We start from the raw sequence: 23,461 nt of genomic DNA, 5'->3' as shown, positions 1-23,461 counted from the left end.
GCGAACCTTTCACAACTCAATCGAGAAGAACATGGCTTGTATGCCTAACTTAATTGCAAATAATAATACCTAAATACTCGATCTAATCGCGATCGATAACTTATCAGATTAAGTTGAGAATATGTTGTTAGACACTGTGACTCAGATAGATTTAATCGTTAAAATTTGGATATGTTTGCCAATTCTAAAACTTAGATGCTAGGCAATTATAACCCTACAGGGGATTATTCTACTCAAGCTGTAATTATGGAACGAGTAATTCCCACTGAATGGTTCGATCGATCGGCTGTGAGCGTCGCACCAGATTTAATCGGCTGTACCTTAGTGCGCCAACTTCCCGACGGCACCCAATTACGCGGAATGATTGTCGAAACCGAAGCATATCAAGAAGGCGATCCGGCTTGTCATGCCTATCGCAAACAAACCAAGCGCAATCAGATTATGTTTGGTGGGCCAGGATATGTGTACGTGTATTTGATTTATGGGATGTATCACTGCGTCAATGTCGTAACCGATCGAATTGGCGCGCCCAGTGCGGTGCTAATTCGGGCACTAGAACTCGCACCAGCGACTTTAAGTGCAATTTCGCTAAAACCCAAGGAGAAGCCCATCCGCGCCGCCGCAGGGCCAGGGAAACTTTGTCTGGCGATGCAAATTAGCTTGGATCTCTACGGTACGAAACTAGAATCCGGACAAGCCATGTGGATCGAACATCGATCGATCGATTGGCAAGCCAAACTAGATATCGGTACCATCGAACTCACCCAAACCACCCGCATCGGGCTGACACAGGGAGTAGATTTACCATGGCGGTGGTATGTCAAAGGTTGTAAGGCAGTATCGGTGTTTGAGAAATTACCGCTCGTTGGCAGTTGAATTGCCCTTACTCTAAATTTCGGAGATTGCTTCTAAAGTGATACTAATTTAAAAAACAATCCCGACAGATGGATCTGTATACAGCAAAGTTTTCCCAATCCATAATGTTATGAATTATACCTGGGTTTTGCAATTCCCTATTCTAGATATTTCTCGAACTGAATAAACGATCGATCTAGCGATGATTTTGGGCAATTTAATTGTAGGAGTGCGACAGTTTTAGGCTCATTCCCTGAAACGATCTAAAGGAACGGTAACTGTACTATTCGCGTCGCAGCCTGTAAGTATTAGGTCTCGAAAATCATTTACTATTTCAGCATCGAGATATTTATGTACCAAAAAATTCTAGTCTGTGCGTTGCTAATCTCCGCCTCAATCTTGCCTGCAAATGCCAATAGCGAAGAGCGCGATGAAATCTTCACCTCCGAAGATCTCTATACCGTCGCGGCAGAAGCAAAATCTTGGCAAGGCACTCGCTATCGATATGGCGGTAAAGACAAAAATGGTATTGACTGCTCCCACTTTGTCTATGCAGTCTATAACCGGATCTTTGAAGGCTACGATTACCGGATGGCTGATGAGTACTTGCACGATTCGGACTTTTCCCCAACTAAGTCCCCACTAGTGGGTGACGTGATTATTTTCCCAGCAGTTGGTAGTTCATCCGCACATATGGGCATTATCACCGACGTACAGGGCAAAAAATTCATCGGCGCGCAAACTAGTACTGGCGTAAAAGAAGCCAGCTTTGCCTCTGGAAGCTACTGGGGTAAACGTCCTTATCGGATTTTGTCTTTGTTGCCTTCGGATTAAAAGCGGGGAGCGGGGGAGCAGCTCGCTCCGGTCGAGTTTCCCGACCATGGAAGCGAGACAGCGACGCATCGACCGGGAGGGAACTTCCCGGTTGTGTGCGTCAAGACAAGACAGAGGGGGAGAGGGGGAGATTTTTGATTCATAATCCACAATCCACAATCCAAAAAGCTGTACCCTAGTAAAGATAGCGTCAGTTCCCACGGTTCCATGCCACAACTACCAACCACTCTCGAAGAATCGATCGCGTTAGCTCAGGCTGCGACTTTAGCGGCGATCGCTGATGGACACAAACGGATTACAGTCGAGATTGTCATCCCCGAACTCAAGTCGATGGGTTTGGCGCGGCAATTTCTCGAATCATTTAGCGATCGTGGGAATACGCTCAAGGTATTATTTACCGATACTGGCGCAGCCGCTTTAGCCAAACGTGATTGGCAAGGTGTTAATTTTAAGATCGAAGATCTGGGCAATAGTCGATCGCCGATAACCGATAAAATTCAAGCTGAAGACGAGTTATATATCGCCATCGATCCTTCGGCTGTCGAAGTCGAGCAGGTAGAAAAGTTATGCAATGCCGCAGGCGATCGTCCGGTAATATTATTCTTACCCAAACTCGAAGATGCCGCGATCGTGGGGATTGGCTATGCTGCCAGACAACTGCGCGATCGGTTTCTCACGACTCTCACCTGCGCCTACTATATCAAACCCCTCGAAGCATCTGCGCTCTACCGCTGCTATCCGGCTCAATGGCAGGTGTGGCAAGAGCAGGATGATGATTATATCCTCTTGGCGGAATGCCCCCAGAAACCCGTCGGCGACGAGCTAGATGAGATCCTCAATCCCTCCACTTTAGGAGATAATGCCACTCCCGCCAAATCTCCTGGTGTATTCGCTAGTTTGGGTCGATTTTTACGGACTTTGAGTAGATAAGCCATGATTGCCCCTTGTATCCGAGAAGAACAGATCCTAATCAGAATCAGATCGATCTCTAGCACCACCGGAAGTGGGAAATTCGGATTGCCCCCAGAGTCACCAAGCTCGCAAGTGTAGATTGAATCCCCGAAATCCAATATCGTAGCAAACATTAACACTGGACAATATCAGAGGTCATCTCTCGACCACGCTTGCGCGATCGAGTGAGTTAAAGCTGATTCATGCGCTCGAAACTTACACAAAACTGCGATAAGATGTCAGAAACATGTTCCAATGAGTAATATCAATGTGGAGTCTAGCTTAATTATGTAAGTCTAAAGAGGTAACTATGCAGAATTTTTTCCAAAAGTTGTTCGATCGCTCCAGCGAAACCAATCAAGTTCAACGAGAGGCACTTGTGGATTTGTGTTTATTGGGAATGTACTCAGATACACTAGTTTCACTTGCCGAACAAGATTTTCTTGACGCTCAGTCCGCACGGCTCCCGTGGGAATCTGGCATGTCATTCGATCTCTACTTGCAAACAACTATTCCCAAGGTAAGAGCACTCAAGAACGATCCGCTCAAAATCAAAGAGCTAATTCAAGATATCGATCGACGATTGGGAAGTGATGAGTTTAAACGCAACGCGATCGATGAACTCGAAAATCTCCTATCTACGGATGGAATCATCAAGATTGAAGGAGAGTTTTTGACTCAAGTTAAGGCAGTGATAGGCATCTAACCAGCGGCGAGCGCATTATTCTTACCCACTACGATCTCGATTTTGTCTTGGATAATCGGCACCGTTACAAGCCTTGCGCTTTTTCAGCCGCAGTCAGTTCGCGCGAAACTCCCGTAATATCGATTGTTATATGCAGCATACGCTAAGCCAGCCATAAGTAGCGTATGCTAAGCCAATTTATAAACATTTATAAACACGAAGAAGCCCTAGTATTACTACTAGAGCATCTGAGTTGAGTATTAAGCTTGGCATCGAGCTATTTTTGCGGGGGGCAACCCCCCAACTATCGTGGCCGCGCGAGCGTTTCACCTCCGAGTTCGGGAAGGGATCGGTGTGGTTCCACTCGGCCATAGACACCAAGCAGGTGTACATTGCTGCACACCTTGAAGACTGCATAATCATCAACAGATTCAAATCATAGCGTTAGAGGTCAAGCCCTCGGTCTGTTAGTACTCCTCGACTGCATCCATTACTGGACTTCCATCTAGAGCCTATTAACGGGTGTTCTGCCCGTGACCTTACCTACTTATGTAGTGAGAGTACTCATCTTGAGGTGGGCTTCCCACTTAGATGCTTTCAGCGGTTATCCACTCCGCACATAGCTACCCTGCGTTTACCGTTGGCACGATAACAGGTACACCAGCGGTGCGTTCCTCCCGGTCCTCTCGTACTAAGGAGGAATCCTCTCAATACTCTTGCGCCTGCACCGGATATGGACCGAACTGTCTCACGACGTTCTGAACCCAGCTCACGTACCGCTTTAATGGGCGAACAGCCCAACCCTTGGGACGTACTTCCGCCCCAGGTTGCGACGAGCCGACATCGAGGTGCCAAACCTCCCCGTCGATGTGAACTCTTGGGGGAGATCAGCCTGTTATCCCTAGAGTAACTTTTATCCGTTGAGCGACGGCCCTTCCATTCAGTACCGTCGGATCACTAAGGCCTACTTTCGTACCTGCTCCACTTGTTGGTGTTGCAGTCAAGCTCTCTTCTGCCTTTACACTTAACGATTGATTTCCAACCAATCTAAGAGAACCTTTGCGCGCCTCCGTTACAATTTAGGAGGCGACCGCCCCAGTCAAACTACCCACCTGAAACTGTCCGGTTCCCGGGTAACGGGCAACCGTTAGAATTCTAGCCTCGCCAGAGTGGTATCTCACTGATGACTCCACAATCCCCACAAGGACTGCTTCAACGTCTCCCACCTATCCTGCGCAAGCGAAGCCCGAACACAATGCCAGGCTATAGTAAAGCTTCATAGGGTCTTTCTGTCCAGGTGCAGGCAGTCCGTATCTTCACAGACAATCCTATTTCGCCGAGTCTCTCTCCGAGACAGCTCCCAGATCGTTACGCCTTTCGTGCGGGTCAGAACTTACCTGACAAGGAATTTCGCTACCTTAGGACCGTTATAGTTACGGCCGCCGTTCACCGGGGCTTCAGTCGCCAGCTTCAAAATTGCTTTCTGACCGACTTCCTTAACCTTCCGGCACTGGGCAGGCGTCAGCCCCCATATTTCCTCTTACGAGTTAGCGGAGACCTGTGTTTTTGGTAAACAGTCGCCTGGGACTCTTCACTGCGACCCATATTGCTATGGGCACCCCTTCTCCCGAAGTTACGGGGCTATTTTGCCGAGTTCCTTAGAGAGAGTTATCTCGCGGCCCTTGGTATTCTCAACCATCCCACCTGTGTCGGTTTCCGGTACGGGCGTTAATTGCTTATGGTAGTTAGAGCTTTTCTTGGAAGCGGGATCTCGACCACTAACGAGCCGTAGCTCGCCGGACTCCTGTCTTAGCTCGAGTCGTTTTCACCGACTCTCAACACCTCGAACAGTTGCACCAGAACAACCAATCTCTGGCTGGTGACGACCTTCTCCGTCCCTCTGTACCAACAATTAACGGTACGGTAATATTAAACCGTTGTCCATCGACTACGCCTTTCGGCCTCGCCTTAGGTCCCGACTAACCCTTCGCGGACGAGCCTGCCGAAGGAATCCTGAGGATTTCGGGCTGTGAGATTCTCACTCACATTTGCGCTACTCAAGCCGACATTCTCACTTCCATTTCGTCCACCGCTGCTTGCCGCTACGGCTTCAACCTAACATGGAACGCTCCCCTACCACTTGTATAAATACAAGTCCATAGCTTCGGTGTATTGCTTAGCCCCGTTCATTTTCGGCGCAGGATCGCTTGACCAGTGAGCTATTACGCACTCTTTCAAGGGTGGCTGCTTCTAGGCAAACCTCCTGGTTGTCTGTGCAACCCCACCTCCTTAATCACTTAGCAATAACTTGGGGACCTTAGCTGATGGTCTGGGCTGTTTCCCTCTTGACGATGAAGCTTATCCCCCACCGTCTGACTGGCAATGTGTGCATCTGGTATTCAGAGTTTATCTCGATTTGGTACAGATTTCTCCGCCCGCACCGAAATAGTGCTTTACCCCCAGACTATAATCATTACCGCTATGCCTCAACATATTTCGGGGAGAACCAGCTAGCTCCTAGTTCGATTGGCATTTCACCGCTAACCACAATTCATCCGCTGATTTTTCAACATCAGTCGGTTCGGACCTCCACTTGGTGTTACCCAAGCTTCATCCTGACCATGGTTAGATCACCAGGGTTCGGGTCTATAAATACTGACAATTAACGCCCTATTCAGACTCGCTTTCGCTTTGGCTACAGTTTGTAAACTTTAACCTGCCAGTACCTATAAGTCGCCGGCTCATTCTTCAACAGGCACACGGTCAACCGTTAAATCGGTCTCCCATTGCTTGTAGGCTTACGGTTTCATGTTCTATTTCACTCCCCTTCCGGGGTTCTTTTCACCTTTCCCTCGCGGTACTGGTTCACTATCGGTCATACAGGAGTATTTAGCCTTACGAGATGGTCCTCGCTGATTCAACCGGAATTCCACGTGCTCCGGCCTACTCGGGATTCAGTTAGCTCGCTTCGATTTTTGACTACGGGATTATCACCCTCTGTGATGCACTGTTCGGGTGCTTCGTCTAATCTTGTCGATACACGTTACTGTCCCACAACCCCAGAGTGCATGCACTCTGGTTTAGGCTGTTCCCGTTTCGCTCGCCGCTACTTGGGGAATCGCTTTTGCTTTCTCTTCCTCCAGCTACTAAGATGTTTCAATTCGCTGGGTTAGCTCTTTCTACCCTATAGATTCAGGTAGCAGTATTTAGGGTTGCCCCATTCGGAGATTCTCGGATCTAAGCCTGCTGCCAGCTCCCCGAGACGTTTCGTCGGTAACTACGTCCTTCATCGCCTCTGTATGCCTAGGTATCCACCGTAAGCCCTTTGTAGCTTGACCACTTTGTTGACCAGCCTTCAGTTCGACTAATAAATTAGTCTTACCTAAAACTTAAGTCACAAGTTTCTATGATTTGTTTTGGATTGTCTGTAATGTTTAATTACGACTACCTGACTGTTGATTATTATGCAGTTGTCAAGGTGCGAACTGGACTTGTGAGTCCAGCAGACTACTCTTGATTAGTAGGTGCTGAAATCAGTTCCGATGTTTGCAGATATATTCTAGATAAGCTGGCGTTCTGTCTTGTAACAGATGGAGGTTAGCGGACTCGAACCGCTGACATCCTGCTTGCAAAGCAGGCGCTCTACCAACTGAGCTAAACCCCCTAGTTCATTTAATTAATACCCACACTTAAGGTCTGGTGTTTAATTATCTGCTAGATGATAAGTGGGCTATCCCGGACTTGAACTGGGGACCTCACCCTTATCAGGGGTGCGCTCTAACCAACTGAGCTAATAGCCCAAGAGCTAGCTGAACTAGAATATAAAGTTTGAAAGCCCTCTCGCTAAAAACGCTCGACCTTGGGATGACATCTATCGTACTTAATCCGTTGTGTTTCGGTATCGATAGTGTGAGGTCTCCCTAAAAGGAGGTGATCCAGCCACACCTTCCGGTACGGCTACCTTGTTACGACTTCACCCCAGTCATCAGCCCTACCTTCGGCGTCCTCTTCCTTGCGGTTAGAGTAACGACTTCGGGCGTGACCAACTCCCATGGTGTGACGGGCGGTGTGTACAAGGCCCGGGAACGGATTCACCGCAGTATGCTGACCTGCGATTACTAGCGATTCCGCCTTCATGCAGGCGAGTTGCAGCCTGCAATCTGAACTGAGCCATGGTTTATGAGATTAGCGCACTGTCGCCAGTTGGCTGCTCTTTGTCCATAGCATTGTAGTACGTGTGTAGCCCAGGGCGTAAGGGGCATGCTGACTTGACGTCATCCCCACCTTCCTCCGGTTTGTCACCGGCAGTCTTTCTAGAGTGCCCAACTTAATGATGGCAACTAAAAACGAGGGTTGCGCTCGTTGCGGGACTTAACCCAACATCTCACGACACGAGCTGACGACAGCCATGCACCACCTGTGTTCTGGTTCCCGAAGGCACTTTCTACTTTCGCAGAAATTCCAGACATGTCAAGCCCTGGTAAGGTTCTTCGCGTTGCATCGAATTAAACCACATACTCCACCGCTTGTGCGGGCCCCCGTCAATTCCTTTGAGTTTCACACTTGCGTGCGTACTCCCCAGGCGGGATACTTAACGCGTTAGCTACGGCACTGCCCGGGTCGATACGGGCAACACCTAGTATCCATCGTTTACGGCTAGGACTACAGGGGTATCTAATCCCTTTCGCTCCCCTAGCTTTCGTCCCTCAGTGTCAGTTTAAGTCCAGTAGAGCGCTTTCGCCACCGGTGTTCTTCCCAATCTCTACGCATTTCACCGCTACACTGGGAATTCCCTCTACCCCTACTTTACTCAAGTCTTGTAGTTTCCATGGCCCTTACGAAGTTAAGCTTCGCGCTTTAACCACGGACTTACAAAACCACCTACGGACGCTTTACGCCCAATCATTCCGGATAACGCTTGCATCCTCCGTATTACCGCGGCTGCTGGCACGGAGTTAGCCGATGCTGATTCCTTAGGTACCGTCATTTTGTTCTTCCCTAAGAAAAGAGGTTTACGACCCAAGAGCCTTCCTCCCTCACGCGGTATTGCTCCGTCAGGCTTGCGCCCATTGCGGAAAATTCCCCACTGCTGCCTCCCGTAGGAGTCTGGGCCGTGTCTCAGTCCCAGTGTGGCTGCTCATCCTCTCAGACCAGCTACAGATCGTCGCCATGGTGCGCCTTTACCACACCATCTAGCTAATCTGACGCGAGCTCATCTTCAGGCGATAAATCTTTCAACTTTCGTCACATCGGGTATTAGCAGTCGTTTCCAACTGTTGTCCCCGTCCTGAAGGCAGATTCTCACGCGTTACTCACCCGTCCGCCACTATGTCCGAAGACACCGTTCGACTTGCATGTGTTAGGCATACCGCCAGCGTTCATCCTGAGCCAGGATCAAACTCTCCATAATATTATGTGAGAGCCATCTAAGATCGGCTCGGTTGTAATCTTTTTAAGACTTATTACTCGTCTGGCCTTTCCGTTTCCAGAAAGACCTGTTATAATCGTGTTAACGAAATTAACGAGGTTGAATAGGCTTTCAAACTATATAGTTGTCTAGGTTCAGGGTCGAAATATTCGGCTACCAGAGCGGCTTTCACCGCCTCGGCGTCGCTGTTTCCCTCGACCGCTTTACTAATATATCCCACCCATCTTGGTTTGTCAACACTTTTGTCTGAATTGGCTCTAGTTCTTGCTGATTCTAGATTAGGGGTACATTTTCTGGCTAATGCCGCTATGATTTTTCTAAAAATATGTTCGGCTTGAGTGTTATTCGTTGGGTCTCAATCGTTAGAATCTAGGCTGTGCATTGGTTGGGATAGTTTAAAGAATTTTGAAAAGATTGTCTTGTCCGCTCGTGTTTGATGCTGACCATCGAGGTATCCATATTTTTTAGAGCGACTCTATCTATATAGATGATGTTGAAGAGACTGGTGCTGGGTGGGTAGGCGATTCAATCGATGTATATTGGCAGCACCAGCGACATCAAACGGGAATTATATTAAAAATAATGTTATGATTTGGGTAAATTTACCGATCGCTCCCCAGCGATAACTGGCGAGGGTTGGGAACTGCAACCACTATTTTTGTTGTTCACACCACATGGTTTTTTGGAAGAGTTTATTTAGTGGTGGCGATACGGCTACTGACGCTAAAGCAGGTGCCTCTGTCGGTACGGCTGTAAAAGTAACTGGACTTAATCTACCCCCAAATAGTCAAATTTTTTTTAGTACCGATCGAGATCTCGATTTATACGAGCTGGAGGAGCTGTGCGACATTGTGGGTTGGTCGCGGCGTCCGCTTCGCAAGGTCAAGAAGGCACTTCAGAATAGTTTTATTGTGGTTTCGATGTGGGAAGTTAGAGGTGCGACGAAGAGAATGATTGGGTTTGCACGTGCTACCTCTGATGGTGCCTTTAATGCAACTGTTTGGGATGTGGTGGTACATCCTGATTTTCAGGGACAACGGTTGGGTAAGGCGATGATGAAATATACGATCGATAAGATCCGTGCTGAGGATATTAGTAACATTACGCTATTCGCCGATGCTCATGTGGTGGGTTTTTATAGTGGGATGGGTTTTGTCGAAGACCCGGAAGGAATCAAGGGAATGTTTTGGTATCCCGATTAGTCTGTGGTCATTTTTTGTATTGTCGATCGATCTGAATTTTTATATGCTATGATGATTGAGACAAGCAGCGGGGTGTAGCGCAGCTTGGTAGCGCGCCTGCTTTGGGAGCAGGATGTCGCAGGTTCGAATCCTGTCACCCCGACTTAAATGAAAGCCGCAACTTCTATAGAGTTGCGGCGTTTTAATAAATTATTAGTGCATTAGAATTGAATTATTCGTCAGAGGTGACGGGTAGTTATTAATGCAATGAATTACTATTTATGAGTTGTGGCAACCGTCATAGCTATTAAGGACAGAACAGCGATTGAAATCGCCGCTTGCGTCAAGACAAGCAGACTAATTAGAAAACGTCCTAACAACTTTGGCTACTCTACGTAATGTTTAAGAGATCGATCTAAGAGGGTGAAATCGTCACTAATGCTAGTAGGGCGATCGCAGCTTTGGTGCTGGGTGAGGATGGTCAACAGCTTAACCTGTAGATGATGAGCGAGGGATCGTTCTAAAGGCTCATTTTTAACCTAAAAAAAATGTGTACAGTAGTAAAAGTGGGGATGAGGGCAAAAATGCTCTTTGCTGCGCTCGGAAGTATTGTGCGATCTCCCTTCGATTGTAATGCGATCGCGGAGCAAAATGAGGTGCAGATAACGCTTCGATCTGCAAACCGATGGAGACAGCAATCGTTGTTTTTTACTGGTTGAGTTTTAAATAGTCATCGATTTAAATCTATCCTGAGCCAATTTTATGTCGATCTTTGCTCTTAAACGTCTGTGGCTCAACGCCTTAACGATCGCTACATTTGCCACGATTGCGATGCCGATGTCGGGACGTGCTGCCGAGCGGATTACTGGCTATTTTCCACCCTTTAAGGACTTTTCTGTTTCTGTTAAAGAATTGGAAACTTTTGCTAAAGATGGGACGATTCCTGCTGATTATGTAGGTTTAGCCAAACAAACTCCACCAGAACAGTTGTTACAGTTGCGAGAGTTTTTGCAGCAGCGATTTGAGGTGAGTCCGAGCTATGTCTCGCAATTTACTAACTCTCCGCTAGTCGAAAGACTTCTGGAGCGATTGGGGGATTCGATTCAAGCTGATTTGCGTCGCAATGGGATGAAGTCGATTAGAACTGGACTGATTAGTGCGGCGGCGGATCGGAAACAAGGTTTAACTGTCATCAATTTCGTCAAGCAGTTTCCCGGTCGTGAAGTCAATCTGAATCTGGCTGAGGTATTTACTATTTATGATAATTTGGCGGAGTTATTCAAACGTCGCGATAAAACGATCGTTGCGCTCGATCGAATTGCGGCTGATGAAGCGGCAACTGCTCCGCAGATCGACTTGTCAAAGCAAGTGGATTTGCGGCGAGCGGGGACATTTCGGTGGCAGAAACGGCAATTTGATTGGCTGGATCGAGCGCGCAATCGACGGGTACCAGGGGATATTTATTTACCACAAACAACTGCTACCAATCCGGTACCAATTATTGTGATTTCTCATGGTGTGGCTGGAGATCGGACTACGTTTGGTTATTTAGCCGAACATCTAGCATCTTACGGGTTTGCAGTTGCGGCGATCGAACATGTGGGTGGAGATGCGAATCGGTTTCGGCAGTATTTTTCTGGGTTGGCTCCAGCTCCAAAGGCAACGGAATTACTGGAACGTCCGCGCGACGTGTCGTTTGTATTGGACGAGATCCAGCGTCAGGGCAAATCAGATCCGACATTGGGACGAGTTGATGTCGAACGTGTGGGACTAGTCGGATATTCGCTGGGGGGCTATACGGTATTGGCTTTGGCTGGGGCAGAGATCGATTTCGATCGAGTCAAGCGGGACTGCAATCCCAATCGATCTTTAAATCTATCTGTTTTGCTGCAATGTCGGGCGAATGAGTTGAAGCCGCAACGCTACGCGCTTAAAGATCCGCGAGTTAAGGCGATCTTTGCGATTAGTCCTCTGAATAGTACGATTTTTGGCAAGCGAGGGATGGGTCAGATTCGACTGCCTGTGTTTATGATGGGCGGTAGCGACGATCTGGTCACGCCTGCGGTACCGGAGCAAATTTATCCGTTTACGTGGTTACAGACACCTGATAAGTATTTGGCGATTTTGGAGAAGGGGACGCACTTTTCGACTCAATCGATTCCGACTGGTGACGGGATTTTCCCGGTTTCGGATAGTTTAATCGGCCCAGATCCGGCGCGAGCGCGGGTGTATACTAGAGCACTGAGTTCGGCATTTTTTCAAAAATACTTGCTTAACCGCAGTGATTTTCACGGTTATTTGACTGCGGGTTATGCTCGATCGCTGGAACGGAATCGCATTGGTACGAGTAATTTAGCAGTTACTTCGGGGAATAGCGATCTGGGGCTGAATTTAGTGCGCTCGGATGCTGCGGAGCCGCTCGTGCAGGCGTTACAGCAGGAGGACGATCGCGCTCCTCAATTGGTACCGTAGGAGCGATTTAGACGATCTCACTTCAATCTAGCAAAGCTGAATCATTTGAGGAATCGAGTGAGGAGGGCGGGTTTGTTTGAATCTACTGGTGTTAGGCGTAGATTGTTAGCATAAACCCGCCCCTACAGACCTATTGTGAAGATGTAGGATTACGCGGGTGTGGAAACTCCGACGGTGCCGATTGCTGCGTCGATTTGGTCGCGGAGGGTGGCGTTGAGTTGGGGGATGATGTCGATCGCTTTCATGTTCTCGATGACTTGGGTTTTGTTGCTGGCACCTGTGATGACGGTGCTAACCTGGGGATTGCTGGCGCACCAGGCGATCGCGAGTTGGGAGAGGGTGCAGTCGAGTTTATCGCTAATCGATCGCAGGCGTTCGGTGGCGGCGAGCCAGTCGGGGTTGGTGACTAGTTTTTGCAGCCATTCGTAGCCCGGTAGGGTGGAGCGACTGCCTGCGGGGATGCCGTTGGCATATTTGCCTGTGAGGACGCCAGAAGCGAGGGGACTCCAGGTGGTTAAGCCTAAGCCGAGATCTTCGTAGAGTCTGGCGTATTCTGTTTCTACGCGATCGCGGTGGAACAAGTTGTATTGGGGTTGTTCCATGACGGGTTTGTGGAGATGGTGCCGTTCGGCGATTTGCCATGCACTGACGATCTCGGCTGCCGACCATTCTGATGTGCCCCAGTATAAAGCTTGGCCGCGTTGAATCATGTCATGCATCGCCCAGACGGTTTCTTCGATCGGGGTGTTGGGGTCGGGACGATGGCAAAATATGAGGTCTACATAGTCCATTTGCAGGCGTTGGAGGGAACCTTCGATCGCTTGACGGAGGTATTTACGGTTGAGGGTATTCTTGCGGTTGGGGCCTTGGGCGAGTCCCCAGTAGAATTTGGTGGAAATGATATAGTCGGCACGATCCCACCCTAGTTTCTTGATGGCGTTGCCCATGAGGGTTTCAGATTTGCCACCTGCATATACTTCGGCGTTGTCAAAGAAGTTGACGCCTGCATCTCTAGCTACTGAGAGGGTTTCGAGCGCGGAATCTTCATCTACTTGATTGCCATAAGTCACCCACGATCCTAGCGATAGTTCGCTTACTTGTAAGCCGGATCGTCCTAGTCTGCGGTATTTCATTTTCGATCGTCCTTGAATAAATTTACTTTTTGGTTGAATGCACAACGATTGAAATCGTTGCTAATGATGCAAAGTCTGCCTGTCTTGTCGCGCTAAACCTGGAGGAAACCTCCAGAGCGCGCGCCGCTATGCGGACTAGATCTCTATTCACTATTTTCACTATTTACTATTGACTATTCACTATCCCTTACGCCGATCGGTTGTTTGCACTCTGGGGTGTCATTTTTGGGACTGTTGACGGTAGTGCTGACCGGATATGCCTTCATCTGGGCGGCTGGATAGGGATCGAGTAACGATTGCAGCTTGCTCCAGGCGGCGGGGTCTTTGGTGTTACCAAAGTCGGGGTCGAGCCAGAGAGCGTAGTCTTCGGGAGCCAGAATTACGGGCATTCGCTCGTGAATCGGATCGAGGAGTTCGTTGGCTGTGGTGGTAATAATGGTGCAGGTTTCGAGTGTTTCGCCTTCTGGGCTTTGCCATCGATCGTATAAACCTGCGAAGGCAAAGGGTCGATCGTCTTGCAAGCTCATAAAATACGGTTGTTTTTTGCGGCTGCCTTCAATTTGCTGCCATTCGTAGAAACCATCGGCCAAAATCAAACAACGTCGATGCCGGAATGGCGATCGAAATGAGGGTTTTTCGTTGACCGTCTCTGCTCTGGCATTGATTAGTTTGGAACCGATCGCGGGATCTTTTGCCCAGGATGGAATCAGCCCCCACTGCAAGGATTGGAGTTGAGGTGGGGCGGATGGCGATTGCAAGATGGTGGCTACTGTCTGTGTGGGGGCAATATTAAATCGTGGTGTTAATTGGCTGGTTGCGACACCAAAGACTGAAGCGATCGTTTCTGCTGAAGTCGAGCGAGTAAATCGTCCGCACATAATTTTTCTCCGCAGCTCGGATACATATTAATATGCTAGCGAGTTACTTGGGGCATTGCGAGGATAAGGTCAGTTTGGGATCGGGATGGACGATCGATCGCCACCCTCAAAGGAATTTTTGGGACTAGTGCTTAGTTTTAAGTTGCTGGTGCTGTGGAACCCGGATCTGGGGGGAGGCTTCCCCCCAGATCCCCCCCCGTTGGGGGACGCCCGCTGTCTTGTCTCGCTTCCATGGTCGGGGAACCCGACCGGAGCGAGCCGCTTCCCCCAAAACCCCTCCGAAGGGTCGATTTGTGGGGATCGGATCGCGCTTCGCATTAGTGCTGAAAGTCATCGATCTGTGGGTAAGCTGTCGAACATCTAAATCACACATTCGATTTTCTTAACCCATTTGGTTGAGTGGAGTCGTTGGCGTAGCCTGCCGTAGGCACAACTAATGGTGCATATACTTTAAATGTCGAACAGCTCAATGGATAGTTCACCAAACGAGCGGATGAATTGTTTCCCAGATGGAGGTAGGGACAATTCTTGAATTGCCCTTACCCTAAAAACTATCACCAAGATTTTCGAGTAATAAATCGACTTGCGATCGCTGTTTGGTCAGAAAATCTTCGCACTGCTGTAGGGATTCAACGGCTACGGCGAATTTATCGAATACTTCGGTAAATTCTAATTCGCCGCTTTCAATTTCATCGAGGATTTCTTCGACTCGTGCGACTGTTGCTTCGTATTTCCACTCACTTTTCTTGGCCATTATCGATTTCAACTATGCTAACTTTGGCACTACTGTTACTAAATTGGAGGGATAATTCGGCTCCTACGACTAACCGATCGCTAGTGCGGACGATCGCGCCGTTATTATCCCGTACTAGTGCGTAACCTCGTTGCAAGACTAAGATCGGATCGAGAGCTTGGCATCGCTCTTTTAATCTTAGCTGTTCTTGATGTGCGGTTTGCAAGTGTCTGGCGATCGCGAGTTTGAGTCTTTGCGCGAGGTTATCGATCCGCTCGCGTTCTCGATCTAATTGGCGATCGGGTTTGATGCGTTCGCAGCGGATGCGCAGGCGATCTAGCTCGGACTGACGATCGATGATGACTCTTTGCATGGCTTGGCGCAACCGTTCGACTCTGGCTAGATGCTCGTCTGCGACATCTTCGAGATTGGGAACGACTAGCATCGCGGCGGCTGTGGGGGTGGCGGCGGCGACGTCGGCGGCTAAATCGGCGAGAGATTCGTCTCGCTGGTGTCCGATACCAGTGACGATCGGAATCGGACATTCGGCGATCGATCGCACGACGATTTCGCTATTAAAACAGCTTAAATCTTCGGTCGCGCCGCCACCTCTAGCCAGGATGATGACTTCGGCACGATCGTCGATAATGAGTCGATCGATCGCCCGTTCGATCGACTGTGGGGCGGTTTCTCCCTGCACTGTGGCGGGTGAAAATAGCACTATTACCCCCGGATAACGAGATAGCAATGTGCGGCGGATATCGCCCCAGGCGGCGGCTGTAGGCGATGTAACCACGGCGATAATTTGCGGTTGAGCGGGTAAAAGTTGTTTGCGCTCTAGATCGAATAAACCTTCGGCTTGTAGCCGCTGTTTGAGTTTTTGCAGTCGTAGAGCTTGGAGTCCTTCACCCATAGGGAGGACTTGCTGCACCTGGAACTGATATTTGCCATGGGGTGCATAGACGGCGATCTTACCCAGCGCGAGTACTTCCATCCCAACTTCGGGTTTGGTTTCTAGCTCGGGAATCTGGGATTTCCACACCACGGCTGGGAGCGCGGATTTGCCCACTTTATCTTTGAGATTGAAGTAAATTCCCGATGGATGATGACTCGCGCTGGAAACTTCGCCACACACCCAGACTTGTCGCAGTTGGGGAGTTTGCAGCAGGGCGCGTTCGATATAACCAGTCAATCGATCGATCGAGATGGGATCGATATCTGGGTAAAATGTTTCGTTGGACATCGATCGACAAGTAGCACCACGATAAGCTGGATAGTTGCTTATTATTACCGATTTGACTGTCGATCGGGTGGGATGGGTGGATGGGTATGGGTAAAAACTGACGATGCGATCCATTATTTTCACTATTCGCAATCCGCAATCCGCAATCCAAAATCCCTATCAAAGATTCGTCTCCTCATAAATACTCATGCCAATTTCCCAGGCTTGGGTGAGGAGGGTTTCGTACTCGGCTAATTGTGGTTGTTGGGATAGGTTTTGAAGATTAATTAAATTGTGCGCGATCGAGATTGTGAGTTCGGATGAATCGGGATATTCGCGTAAGTAGCGATCGATCTTCAAGGCGGCGAGTAAGTTTTGTTGGGTTTGACTGAGAATTTCAATTATTGCTGATGTTGGGACTGATTTGGTTTGGCGATTGGTAAGATTGGCTACTTTTTCTAAGGTGGCGATCGAATTAACAATCTGATTATATCGATCGATTTGCTCGACTAATTTTAGTAATTTTTGCAATCGCTTTCCACGACGAAGTATCCACCAATTAAAGCCAACGATAGCAGCCAGGGTAATTGTACTGTCAACTACCAGTAATCTTGTTAAGCGTTCTTGTTGAGTTTGTGGCGATCGATAGAGATTCAATCCACGATCGATTGGCAACATTAATGCTGCAAATACAATGCCCGCACCGATAATTTGAATCGAGCAAATTTGGATTAATTTATACGGCTGTCTCCAGACATTTGCTCTCCAAGTAAAGCCTACCATCAGATGTCCGATCTCCTGCTGGCCGATCGATTCTACTGTCGATCGCGGAATCATTAATTCCTCAAATCTATCCACCATACATCCAATTTTTATGCTGGGCAATCTAAAATCCTACGCGCCCAATTTAGAGGAAACCTCTAGATCGCGAGTCGCTCGCTGTCTTGTAGCAATTGAATGGGCTGGTTTCTCGCCCATTCAATTGCGCTGCTGCTTGGTACATTTTCACGATCGGGAAACCCAACGCAATGCTTCACATCCCCAATCTATGTATAGATTCCCATACGGCAGTAAAAAAGCTGCCCTCTCTAGGCCGAAAAATTTCAAAACTACTACCAGTTCCAAAAAATGGTCTCAATGTCCAACCTAATTGAGTACCGACAAATCCATATAATCCCAGCCAAAATTTGAGAATATTTTTCCTAATTTTGACATTGCCAGCTTGCTCTTCGGCTTCGCTGGGTTTCATCGTGCGATATAGGAAAGATATGCCTAAGATCCCCGTAATGGCAAAGATGAAGACATTTAATAATAAAAAGAAAAATTTATCGTTAACAGTTAGTAAGAAAAATAAGGTAATTGGTGCAAAACCGCATAACAAAACCGAAATAACTGTAATTGCTGATAGTAAATAAGCCCAATGTTGGCGAATCGTGCTGCGGGAGCCAAAAAAAGCATTAAAAATATACAAAGTCGGTAAGCAAACAATTAAGGTAATTAGATATAATGCTGGCAGCTTGATTGCCGAAGAGAGAATTTGGAGCGGCATGGCACTATTAGTCGCTCCGATGATGGCTCCATAAATAGCAAAGCAACTGAAACTGGTAAATAACAGCGAGATAATTTTACTGTTGAGTTTCTCACTATTATGAATTTCATCGATGAAGCTAAATCGATCTTTGAGTAAGTAAATTAGCGTGTTGGTATTTTCCATAAGGCTTGGTGCTGATAACTGGTGAGCAGACAATGACGGATCTAGTGCGAGTAGTTTCGGCAATTAAAGATATAGTTACTACAATCGGACTAAGAAAGATTCCTGTAATATCAGTCTAAGCCAATCCAGCATTAGCTTTGGGCGGAAAAAATCGGCAATTAAAGTCGGTAAAAGTGGGGTCGGCGATCGAATTCAGTAAGCCACCCATCCACAATTCTCCGATCGAAGAGGCTACGCCAACAACTTGGCTCAGTACGAGTCATGCAAGCCGATTCACACTTCTGCTCGTGGAGATGCTACGCTACCACTTCTGTGTTGGCGACAACCTGCCGTAGGCCATTCGTGACAAGTTAAGAAAATCAGAGATTTGTCAAAAGGGTAATAAAAAGATGCCAAACTGTTTCTAGTCAAGAGTTTGAGGGAATAGAGGCCTGATGACCAGCCGCCGAAGAAGTAACCGCGACCACGCCAAAAAGAACCACCAACCAGGTGTGGAAGATGAGATCATCGCCGCTCAAGTAGAGGCTTTATTGACACCAGCAATTTTCAATCAAAGTCATTACTACCGACAATTAGGGCTGAGAAATCGGCTGTTAAATTTACCCTTGATGATGGCAGCAGTGCTGACGCTACTGTGGCGGAATGTGCCAGGAGTCAGAGAACTAAGCCGAATGTTAGGGCGAGAAGGATTTTTGTGGTGTGAGCCAACACAAGTAAGTCAACAGGCGATTGCACAAAGATTTCTGACCTTTCCATCTGAGTTATTTGAGAGAGTGTTTAAGGAATTACTGCCAGAATTTAGAGTGAAGTGGCACCAGAGAAAACAGCGATTGTTGCCACAAAGCATTGAATTTGCTCAAGCAAAATTTGAGCGGATTTGGGCATGTGATGGCTCCACATTGGAAGCGATATTCAAGAAATTAGATAGCTTATCTGATGTGCCAATCGGACAACTAGCGGGAAAAATGGGAGTAGTCATAGATTTGGTGACGAGATTGCCGATTGAAATCTGGTTTAGAGAAAATCCCAAAGCTTCAGATGTTAATTTTGAGAAAGATATCCTGAATTTAGTAACATCGGGCACTTTATTGCTCTTGGATCGAGGCTTCTATCATTTCCAATTTTGGCAAGAATTAATTAACAGAGATATTCATTTTATTACTCGATTAAAAAAAGGTGCATCGCTACAGATAGAGCGAGTATTTAGCAATAGTTATAGTATCCGTGACCGAATAGTGCGGATGGGGTCTGGCACCAAAAAGACTCCATATATAACTGTAAGATTAGTCGAAATTAAAGTGGGTAAAGTCTGGTATTCTTATCTAACTAGTGTACTCGACCCATTGAATCTTCCTCCCTATGTAGTCGCCGATTTGTACGGAAGACGGTGGCGAATTGAAGAGGCTTTTAATACTGTTAAACGATTGCTCGGGTTGAGTTATTTATGGACTGGTTCAGTTAATGGAATTAAATTACAGATGTGGGGGACTTGGCTGTTTTATGCAGTTCTAGTCGATTTAGGTGATGCTGTAGCTGATGAATTATCTCTCCCATTCGACCGCATTTCTTTAGAGATGATTTATCGAGGTCTTTATCACTTTCATGTAGCTCATCATAAAGGTTTAGCTGCCAATCCAGTCACCTATTTTGCTGCCCCAGAGAATCAAGATTTAGGTATTGTTAAAACTGTTCGTAAACCTAATGTTAAGTTAATTATTGCACCTTTTCCTGATTCTATGAGTCGAACAGACAATTTTTCTTCGACTCATCGCCTCAAGCCCGCTTGACAAGTGCGATCGCTTCTTAACTTGTCACTAATGGCCGTAGGCAGGCAGATGCTACGCGAACGCGATAGTAACAAGCCCATCTACCCATCTACTTTCTACCCCCTGTGGTTTTCAAATAAGAATTAATACTAAAATTAGACGGATCTGACTTCTTGTGGTAGCTTAGCTTCAACTAAGCCTAAACCCGAATCCTGACGCATTTCAATGCTGAAAATTAAACGTGCGGTTAGTTTAGTCTGGAAGAGTGCTCCAGGCTGGACTGCCGCTCATGTGGTGGTAACGACCATTCAGAGTACGTTACCCTTCGCATTACTCTACATTATTAAATCGATCGTCGATAATATTGCCCTGAGTCTGAAGCTCCCCGATAAAACCCAGATTTTTAGTCACATTCTATTTTTGCTAATCGATGCTGGAATAGTGATGTTGTTGACTCATTTCTCGGCAGTAATCGCGCAGATCTGCTCGGAAACGCGATCGCAACGAGTGACTGATTATATGCAGATACTCCTGTATAAAAAGGCAATCGAAATCGATCTAGAGGCTTACGAAAGTCCGCATTATCAAGATATTTTGGAACGTGCTAAGTGGGAAGCACCGCACCGTCCCACGCGAATGCTCAATAACTTGACTGCTGGCGGACAAGGTGCGGTGACACTACTGGCGATCGCGGGATTGTTGATTTCGCTGCATTGGGGACTCATTTGTGTGTTGATAGTTGCGGCTGTGCCAACAATGGTCGTGCGGTTGCGCCAATCGAAAGTTATGTATAATTGGCATCGCCACCAGACTGAGGTAGAGCGCAAAGCCAACTATTTGGGGCATTTATTACTAGGTTCTCAACCAGCCAAGGAGATTCGTTTATTCAATTTAGGTAATATGTCGATCGAGCGGTTCGCTCGCATCCGAGGGCAACCGTTTCGCGAAAAACTTGCTATTCTCACTCGGCAAGCCAGCTTTCAACTGCTCGCTCAGGGCTGTAGTGGCATGGTAATGTTGGCAGCATATGGTTTTATCATTCATCAAACGATTTATGGGCGGTTTCAGTTAGGCGATTTAGTGTTATACAGTCAAGCATTTCAACGGGGGCAAGGTGCGGTTCAAAGCTTGCTCGCCAGCTTAAGCGGTTTGCACGAAAACAACCTCTTTTTAGCCGATGTCTTTGAGTTCCTCGAACTCCAGCCCACGATCGTTACACCCGCCGATCCTAAATTAGTACCGCGACCGATCCAACAGGGCATTGTCTTTGAAGATGTTAGCTTTCGATATCAAAATTCTACTCGCCAAGCGATCGAGCGAGTGAATCTGAGCATTGCACCGGGCGAAATCGTTGCCCTAGTGGGGGAAAATGGTTCTGGCAAAACAACCTTAGCCAAACTGCTCTGTCGTCTCTACGATCCAACCGATGGCCGGATTACGATCGATGGGATAGATTTGAAACAATTTTCAGTAACGGATTTACATCGTCAGATTGGGGCGATTTTTCAGGACTTTACCCGTTACCAGTTCACGGTGGCAGACAATATTTGGATGGGCAATATCGAGCTGCCGATAGACTCCGCACGAATTGCCCAAGCTGCTCGCCAGTCTGGTGCCGATCGCACGATCGAGCAGCTACCACAAGGCTACGAAACTCTCTTGGGTAAGTGGTTTAAGGGTGGGGAAGAACTCAGTGGCGGACAATGGCAAAAGGCGGTACCTGCGCCCATTTATTTGAAACTCAAGCAAAGAATTATCAATAATGTCTTCTATTTCTCCATTGCTAGCAACGTCAGAAGCAGTAGTTTTACTCAACTGTCTGCGATTGTACTTTAATACAACATCTGCGCGTGAGGTGATTAGTCTGCTCACACCAGATCTAAATTGGCAAGTTCTGGTGCAAACAGCGATCGATCGAGGTGTGATGCCGTTGTTGTATCAGAGTCTCAAACAGATTGCCATTGCAGAACACGGTGCTAATGATGGCAAATTGGTACCACGATCGGTCATGGTGCAACTGCAAAATTTGCACCGGATGAATGGACTCAATAATATCGCTCAGAGCAAAGAATTATTGCAGGTTCTGGCACTACTTGAGTCTGCGGGAATTAAAGCGATCGCTTTTAAAGGGCCAAGTCTGGCCGCGTCTGTCTATGGGAATGTCGCACTCCGTCAATTTAATGACTTAGATATCCTCGTCCGGCTCCAAGATTTTTGGCAGGCAAAAGCAGTTTTGGTCGATCGCGGCTATCGATCGCCGCTCTCCAAACAAAGCGAAATTGACTTGTTTAACGAGCAGCTTCAAATTCCTTTGGTTTATCGAGATCCTGAGACAACTATGTTTAATCAGCGGTTTCAATTCTCTTTACTACATAGCAATCCAGAACGTGGGATTGACTTGCACTGGGGAATTCCACCCAGAAGAATTTTAAATCTCGATCGGTTCGATCGCCAATGGGAAAATCTGATGCAGATTGATTTGATGGGTAAGCAAATTAACACTTTCTCACCTGAGTTAACCTTAGTGATTCAAGCCCTCAATATTGCTAAGGACTCTTATTCTGATATATCTTTTAAGCAAGTCTGCGATGTCGCCCAAGTTATTCAAGCTTATCCCGATCTAAATTGGCACTTGGCCTGGAAAATAGCCGCTGAGTTACGTACTCAACGACTATTCCTGATGGGACTTGGCATCAGTCACGATCTTTTGGATTTACCATTACCTCCGTTTATGCTAGAAAAATGTAGTAAAAGTAAACTAATTGACTGGCAGATTTTAGAGGATGTTTGGAAATACGGGGAGTATAAAATGTTTAAGCAAGTCTCCGTAGCATAAGTCGAATCATGGCAATGTGGATGAAAGCCTCTGAAGAAGCAGGTAAACGTTGATAATCAACATTGAGACGACGACACCAATGCAACCAGCCATAAGTTCGTTCAACTGTCCAGCGTTTAGGTAAAAGAACAAAACCTTTACTCCCATTAGGTCGTAAGACCACATCAACTGCTTGGTGCGCTTCCATGGTCGGGGAACCCCATCTGTGACAAGTTAAGGTTTTCGATCGAATGTCAACACCCATATATAGCGTGGCTGTTGGTTCGGTCTCACTATATATCAAAAAACTCGATTGATAGTGCTAATGTATTCGATCTCTGAATATCTGATGTAACGGTCGATCGAAGGATCGCCAAACGTGCTTGACAATTGCGATCGCGCCTTAACTTGTCACGAATGGGGGAACCCGACCGGAGCGCATCCGCAATCCAGTGACAAATATCCATCACCCAGTGGAGGAAATCTGGACCAGAGAAACCACCATCAAACCAGATCCGAGCTAGTCGAGGAACTCTGTGACGTTCTTCGTTCATCTTCGTAAGCAATTGTTTTGCACCATCTCGTTCCTGAACGTCTGCGGCAACTACTTTTACCATTAGCAGCAGCCCTAATGTATCCACCATCGTGAAGCGTTTTCGCCCTTTAGTTTTCTTCCCAGCATCATAGCCAACTGAATCATGAACCATCACTGCTGTGGGTACTGTTTGTGAATCGATGCTGGCAACACTGGGGCTAGGATCTCGGTCTTGTGCTACTCTCACCCATCCTACTAA

17 protein-coding genes, 3 tRNA genes and 3 rRNA genes are annotated in these 23,461 nt (G+C 47.3%); 10 read left to right on the top strand and 13 right to left on the bottom strand.

Annotated elements, in window-relative coordinates; translation table 11 throughout:
• Positions 1 to 195 precede the first annotated feature (195 nt).
• The 4 genes from CHA6605_RS11400 (at position 196) to CHA6605_RS11385 (ending at position 3,346) form a co-directional block, all read left to right on the top strand.
• Positions 196 to 876, top strand: coding sequence for a DNA-3-methyladenine glycosylase (locus CHA6605_RS11400; RefSeq protein WP_015159601.1), 681 nt, complete (start codon positions 196 to 198; stop codon positions 874 to 876).
• A 330-nt stretch (positions 877 to 1,206) separates the two neighbouring features.
• Positions 1,207 to 1,689, top strand: coding sequence for a C40 family peptidase (locus CHA6605_RS11395; RefSeq protein WP_015159600.1), 483 nt, complete (start codon positions 1,207 to 1,209; stop codon positions 1,687 to 1,689).
• 207 nt (positions 1,690 to 1,896) lie between these two features.
• On the top strand, positions 1,897 to 2,619 hold the full coding sequence (locus CHA6605_RS11390; RefSeq protein ID WP_015159599.1) for a DUF1995 family protein: 723 nt from the start codon (positions 1,897 to 1,899) through the stop codon (positions 2,617 to 2,619).
• Between the two features lie 331 nt (positions 2,620 to 2,950).
• On the top strand, positions 2,951 to 3,346 hold the full coding sequence (locus CHA6605_RS11385; protein WP_015159598.1) for a hypothetical protein: 396 nt from the start codon (positions 2,951 to 2,953) through the stop codon (positions 3,344 to 3,346).
• Between the two features lie 243 nt (positions 3,347 to 3,589).
• Here CHA6605_RS11385 and rrf read toward each other — a convergent pair.
• The 5 genes from rrf to CHA6605_RS11360 form a co-directional block, all read right to left on the bottom strand.
• Positions 3,590 to 3,707: ribosomal RNA gene (rrf, locus tag CHA6605_RS11380) — 5S ribosomal RNA — on the bottom strand.
• A gap of 65 nt (positions 3,708 to 3,772) precedes the next feature.
• Positions 3,773 to 6,663, bottom strand: a 23S ribosomal RNA gene (locus CHA6605_RS11375).
• Positions 6,664 to 6,916: 253 nt separating this feature from the next.
• Positions 6,917 to 6,989: transfer RNA gene (locus CHA6605_RS11370), tRNA-Ala, on the bottom strand.
• A gap of 62 nt (positions 6,990 to 7,051) precedes the next feature.
• A tRNA-Ile gene (locus tag CHA6605_RS11365) sits at positions 7,052 to 7,125 on the bottom strand.
• A 123-nt stretch (positions 7,126 to 7,248) separates the two neighbouring features.
• Positions 7,249 to 8,735: ribosomal RNA gene (locus tag CHA6605_RS11360) — 16S ribosomal RNA — on the bottom strand.
• Together the 16S, 23S and 5S rRNA genes with 2 tRNA genes alongside form the textbook arrangement of a ribosomal RNA operon.
• Before the next feature lie 692 nt (positions 8,736 to 9,427).
• On the opposite strand from CHA6605_RS11360, the gene CHA6605_RS11355 reads away from it, so the two are divergent.
• The 3 genes from CHA6605_RS11355 (at position 9,428) to CHA6605_RS11345 (ending at position 12,406) form a co-directional block, all read left to right on the top strand.
• On the top strand, positions 9,428 to 9,955 hold the full coding sequence (locus CHA6605_RS11355) for a GNAT family N-acetyltransferase (protein ID WP_015159597.1): 528 nt from the start codon (positions 9,428 to 9,430) through the stop codon (positions 9,953 to 9,955).
• Positions 9,956 to 10,023: 68 nt separating this feature from the next.
• A tRNA-Pro gene (locus CHA6605_RS11350) sits at positions 10,024 to 10,097 on the top strand.
• 599 nt (positions 10,098 to 10,696) lie between these two features.
• Complete coding sequence (locus CHA6605_RS11345) at positions 10,697 to 12,406, top strand: alpha/beta hydrolase (RefSeq protein WP_015159596.1); 1,710 nt, start codon at positions 10,697 to 10,699, stop codon at positions 12,404 to 12,406.
• A gap of 149 nt (positions 12,407 to 12,555) precedes the next feature.
• Here CHA6605_RS11345 and CHA6605_RS11340 read toward each other — a convergent pair whose 3' ends face one another.
• The 6 genes from CHA6605_RS11340 to CHA6605_RS11310 form a co-directional block, all read right to left on the bottom strand.
• Positions 12,556 to 13,539: a potassium channel beta subunit family protein gene (locus CHA6605_RS11340; protein ID WP_015159595.1), complete on the bottom strand. Its 984-nt coding sequence runs from the start codon at positions 13,537 to 13,539 to the stop codon at positions 12,556 to 12,558.
• A gap of 173 nt (positions 13,540 to 13,712) precedes the next feature.
• Positions 13,713 to 14,417: an SOS response-associated peptidase gene (locus CHA6605_RS11335; RefSeq protein WP_015159594.1), complete on the bottom strand. Its 705-nt coding sequence runs from the start codon at positions 14,415 to 14,417 to the stop codon at positions 13,713 to 13,715.
• A gap of 544 nt (positions 14,418 to 14,961) precedes the next feature.
• Positions 14,962 to 15,171 (bottom strand): exodeoxyribonuclease VII small subunit, encoded by a 210-nt coding sequence (gene xseB / locus CHA6605_RS11325; RefSeq protein WP_015159592.1) that lies wholly within the window; start codon positions 15,169 to 15,171, stop codon positions 14,962 to 14,964.
• The gene (gene xseA, locus CHA6605_RS11320; RefSeq protein ID WP_232432290.1) at positions 15,155 to 16,507 is read right to left on the bottom strand and encodes an exodeoxyribonuclease VII large subunit; all 1,353 of its coding nucleotides are present in this window, start codon (positions 16,505 to 16,507) and stop codon (positions 15,155 to 15,157) included. Before xseA ends, xseB begins: the two co-directional genes overlap by 17 nt.
• A 45-nt stretch (positions 16,508 to 16,552) precedes the next feature.
• Positions 16,553 to 17,233, bottom strand: coding sequence for a hypothetical protein (locus tag CHA6605_RS11315; RefSeq protein WP_041547932.1), 681 nt, complete (start codon positions 17,231 to 17,233; stop codon positions 16,553 to 16,555).
• A gap of 172 nt (positions 17,234 to 17,405) precedes the next feature.
• A complete protein-coding gene (locus CHA6605_RS11310; RefSeq protein ID WP_015159589.1) occupies positions 17,406 to 18,086 on the bottom strand; it encodes a hypothetical protein in 681 nt (226 codons plus the stop codon).
• 434 nt (positions 18,087 to 18,520) lie between these two features.
• Here CHA6605_RS11310 and CHA6605_RS11305 point away from each other — a divergent pair, with 434 nt between their 5' ends.
• The 3 genes from CHA6605_RS11305 (at position 18,521) to CHA6605_RS11295 (ending at position 22,688) form a co-directional block, all read left to right on the top strand.
• Entirely contained in the window at positions 18,521 to 19,873 is a 1,353-nt protein-coding gene (locus CHA6605_RS11305) for an IS4 family transposase (RefSeq protein WP_015159588.1), read from the top strand.
• 204 nt (positions 19,874 to 20,077) lie between these two features.
• Entirely contained in the window at positions 20,078 to 21,688 is a 1,611-nt protein-coding gene (locus CHA6605_RS11300) for an ABC transporter ATP-binding protein (protein WP_015159587.1), read from the top strand.
• Complete coding sequence (locus CHA6605_RS11295) at positions 21,615 to 22,688, top strand: nucleotidyltransferase domain-containing protein (protein ID WP_157259965.1); 1,074 nt, start codon at positions 21,615 to 21,617, stop codon at positions 22,686 to 22,688. Before CHA6605_RS11300 ends, CHA6605_RS11295 begins: the two co-directional genes overlap by 74 nt.
• Here CHA6605_RS11295 and CHA6605_RS34060 read toward each other — a convergent pair.
• Complete coding sequence (locus CHA6605_RS34060; RefSeq protein WP_086936215.1) at positions 22,666 to 22,971, bottom strand: transposase; 306 nt, start codon at positions 22,969 to 22,971, stop codon at positions 22,666 to 22,668. The two genes, CHA6605_RS11295 and CHA6605_RS34060, sit on opposite strands and share 23 nt — an antisense overlap.
• Entirely contained in the window at positions 22,961 to 23,449 is a 489-nt protein-coding gene (locus CHA6605_RS11290; RefSeq protein WP_051038825.1) for an IS5/IS1182 family transposase, read from the bottom strand. The genes CHA6605_RS34060 and CHA6605_RS11290 overlap by 11 nt, the downstream gene beginning before the upstream one ends.
• Positions 23,450 to 23,461 lie beyond the last annotated feature (12 nt).

The sequence above is a fragment of the Chamaesiphon minutus PCC 6605 genome (genome assembly GCF_000317145.1).
GTDB classification, from domain to species: Bacteria; Cyanobacteriota; Cyanobacteriia; order Cyanobacteriales; family Chamaesiphonaceae; genus Chamaesiphon; species Chamaesiphon minutus.
Note: the sequence above shows the minus strand (reverse complement) of the source record. Positions and strands in the feature narration are given on the sequence as shown.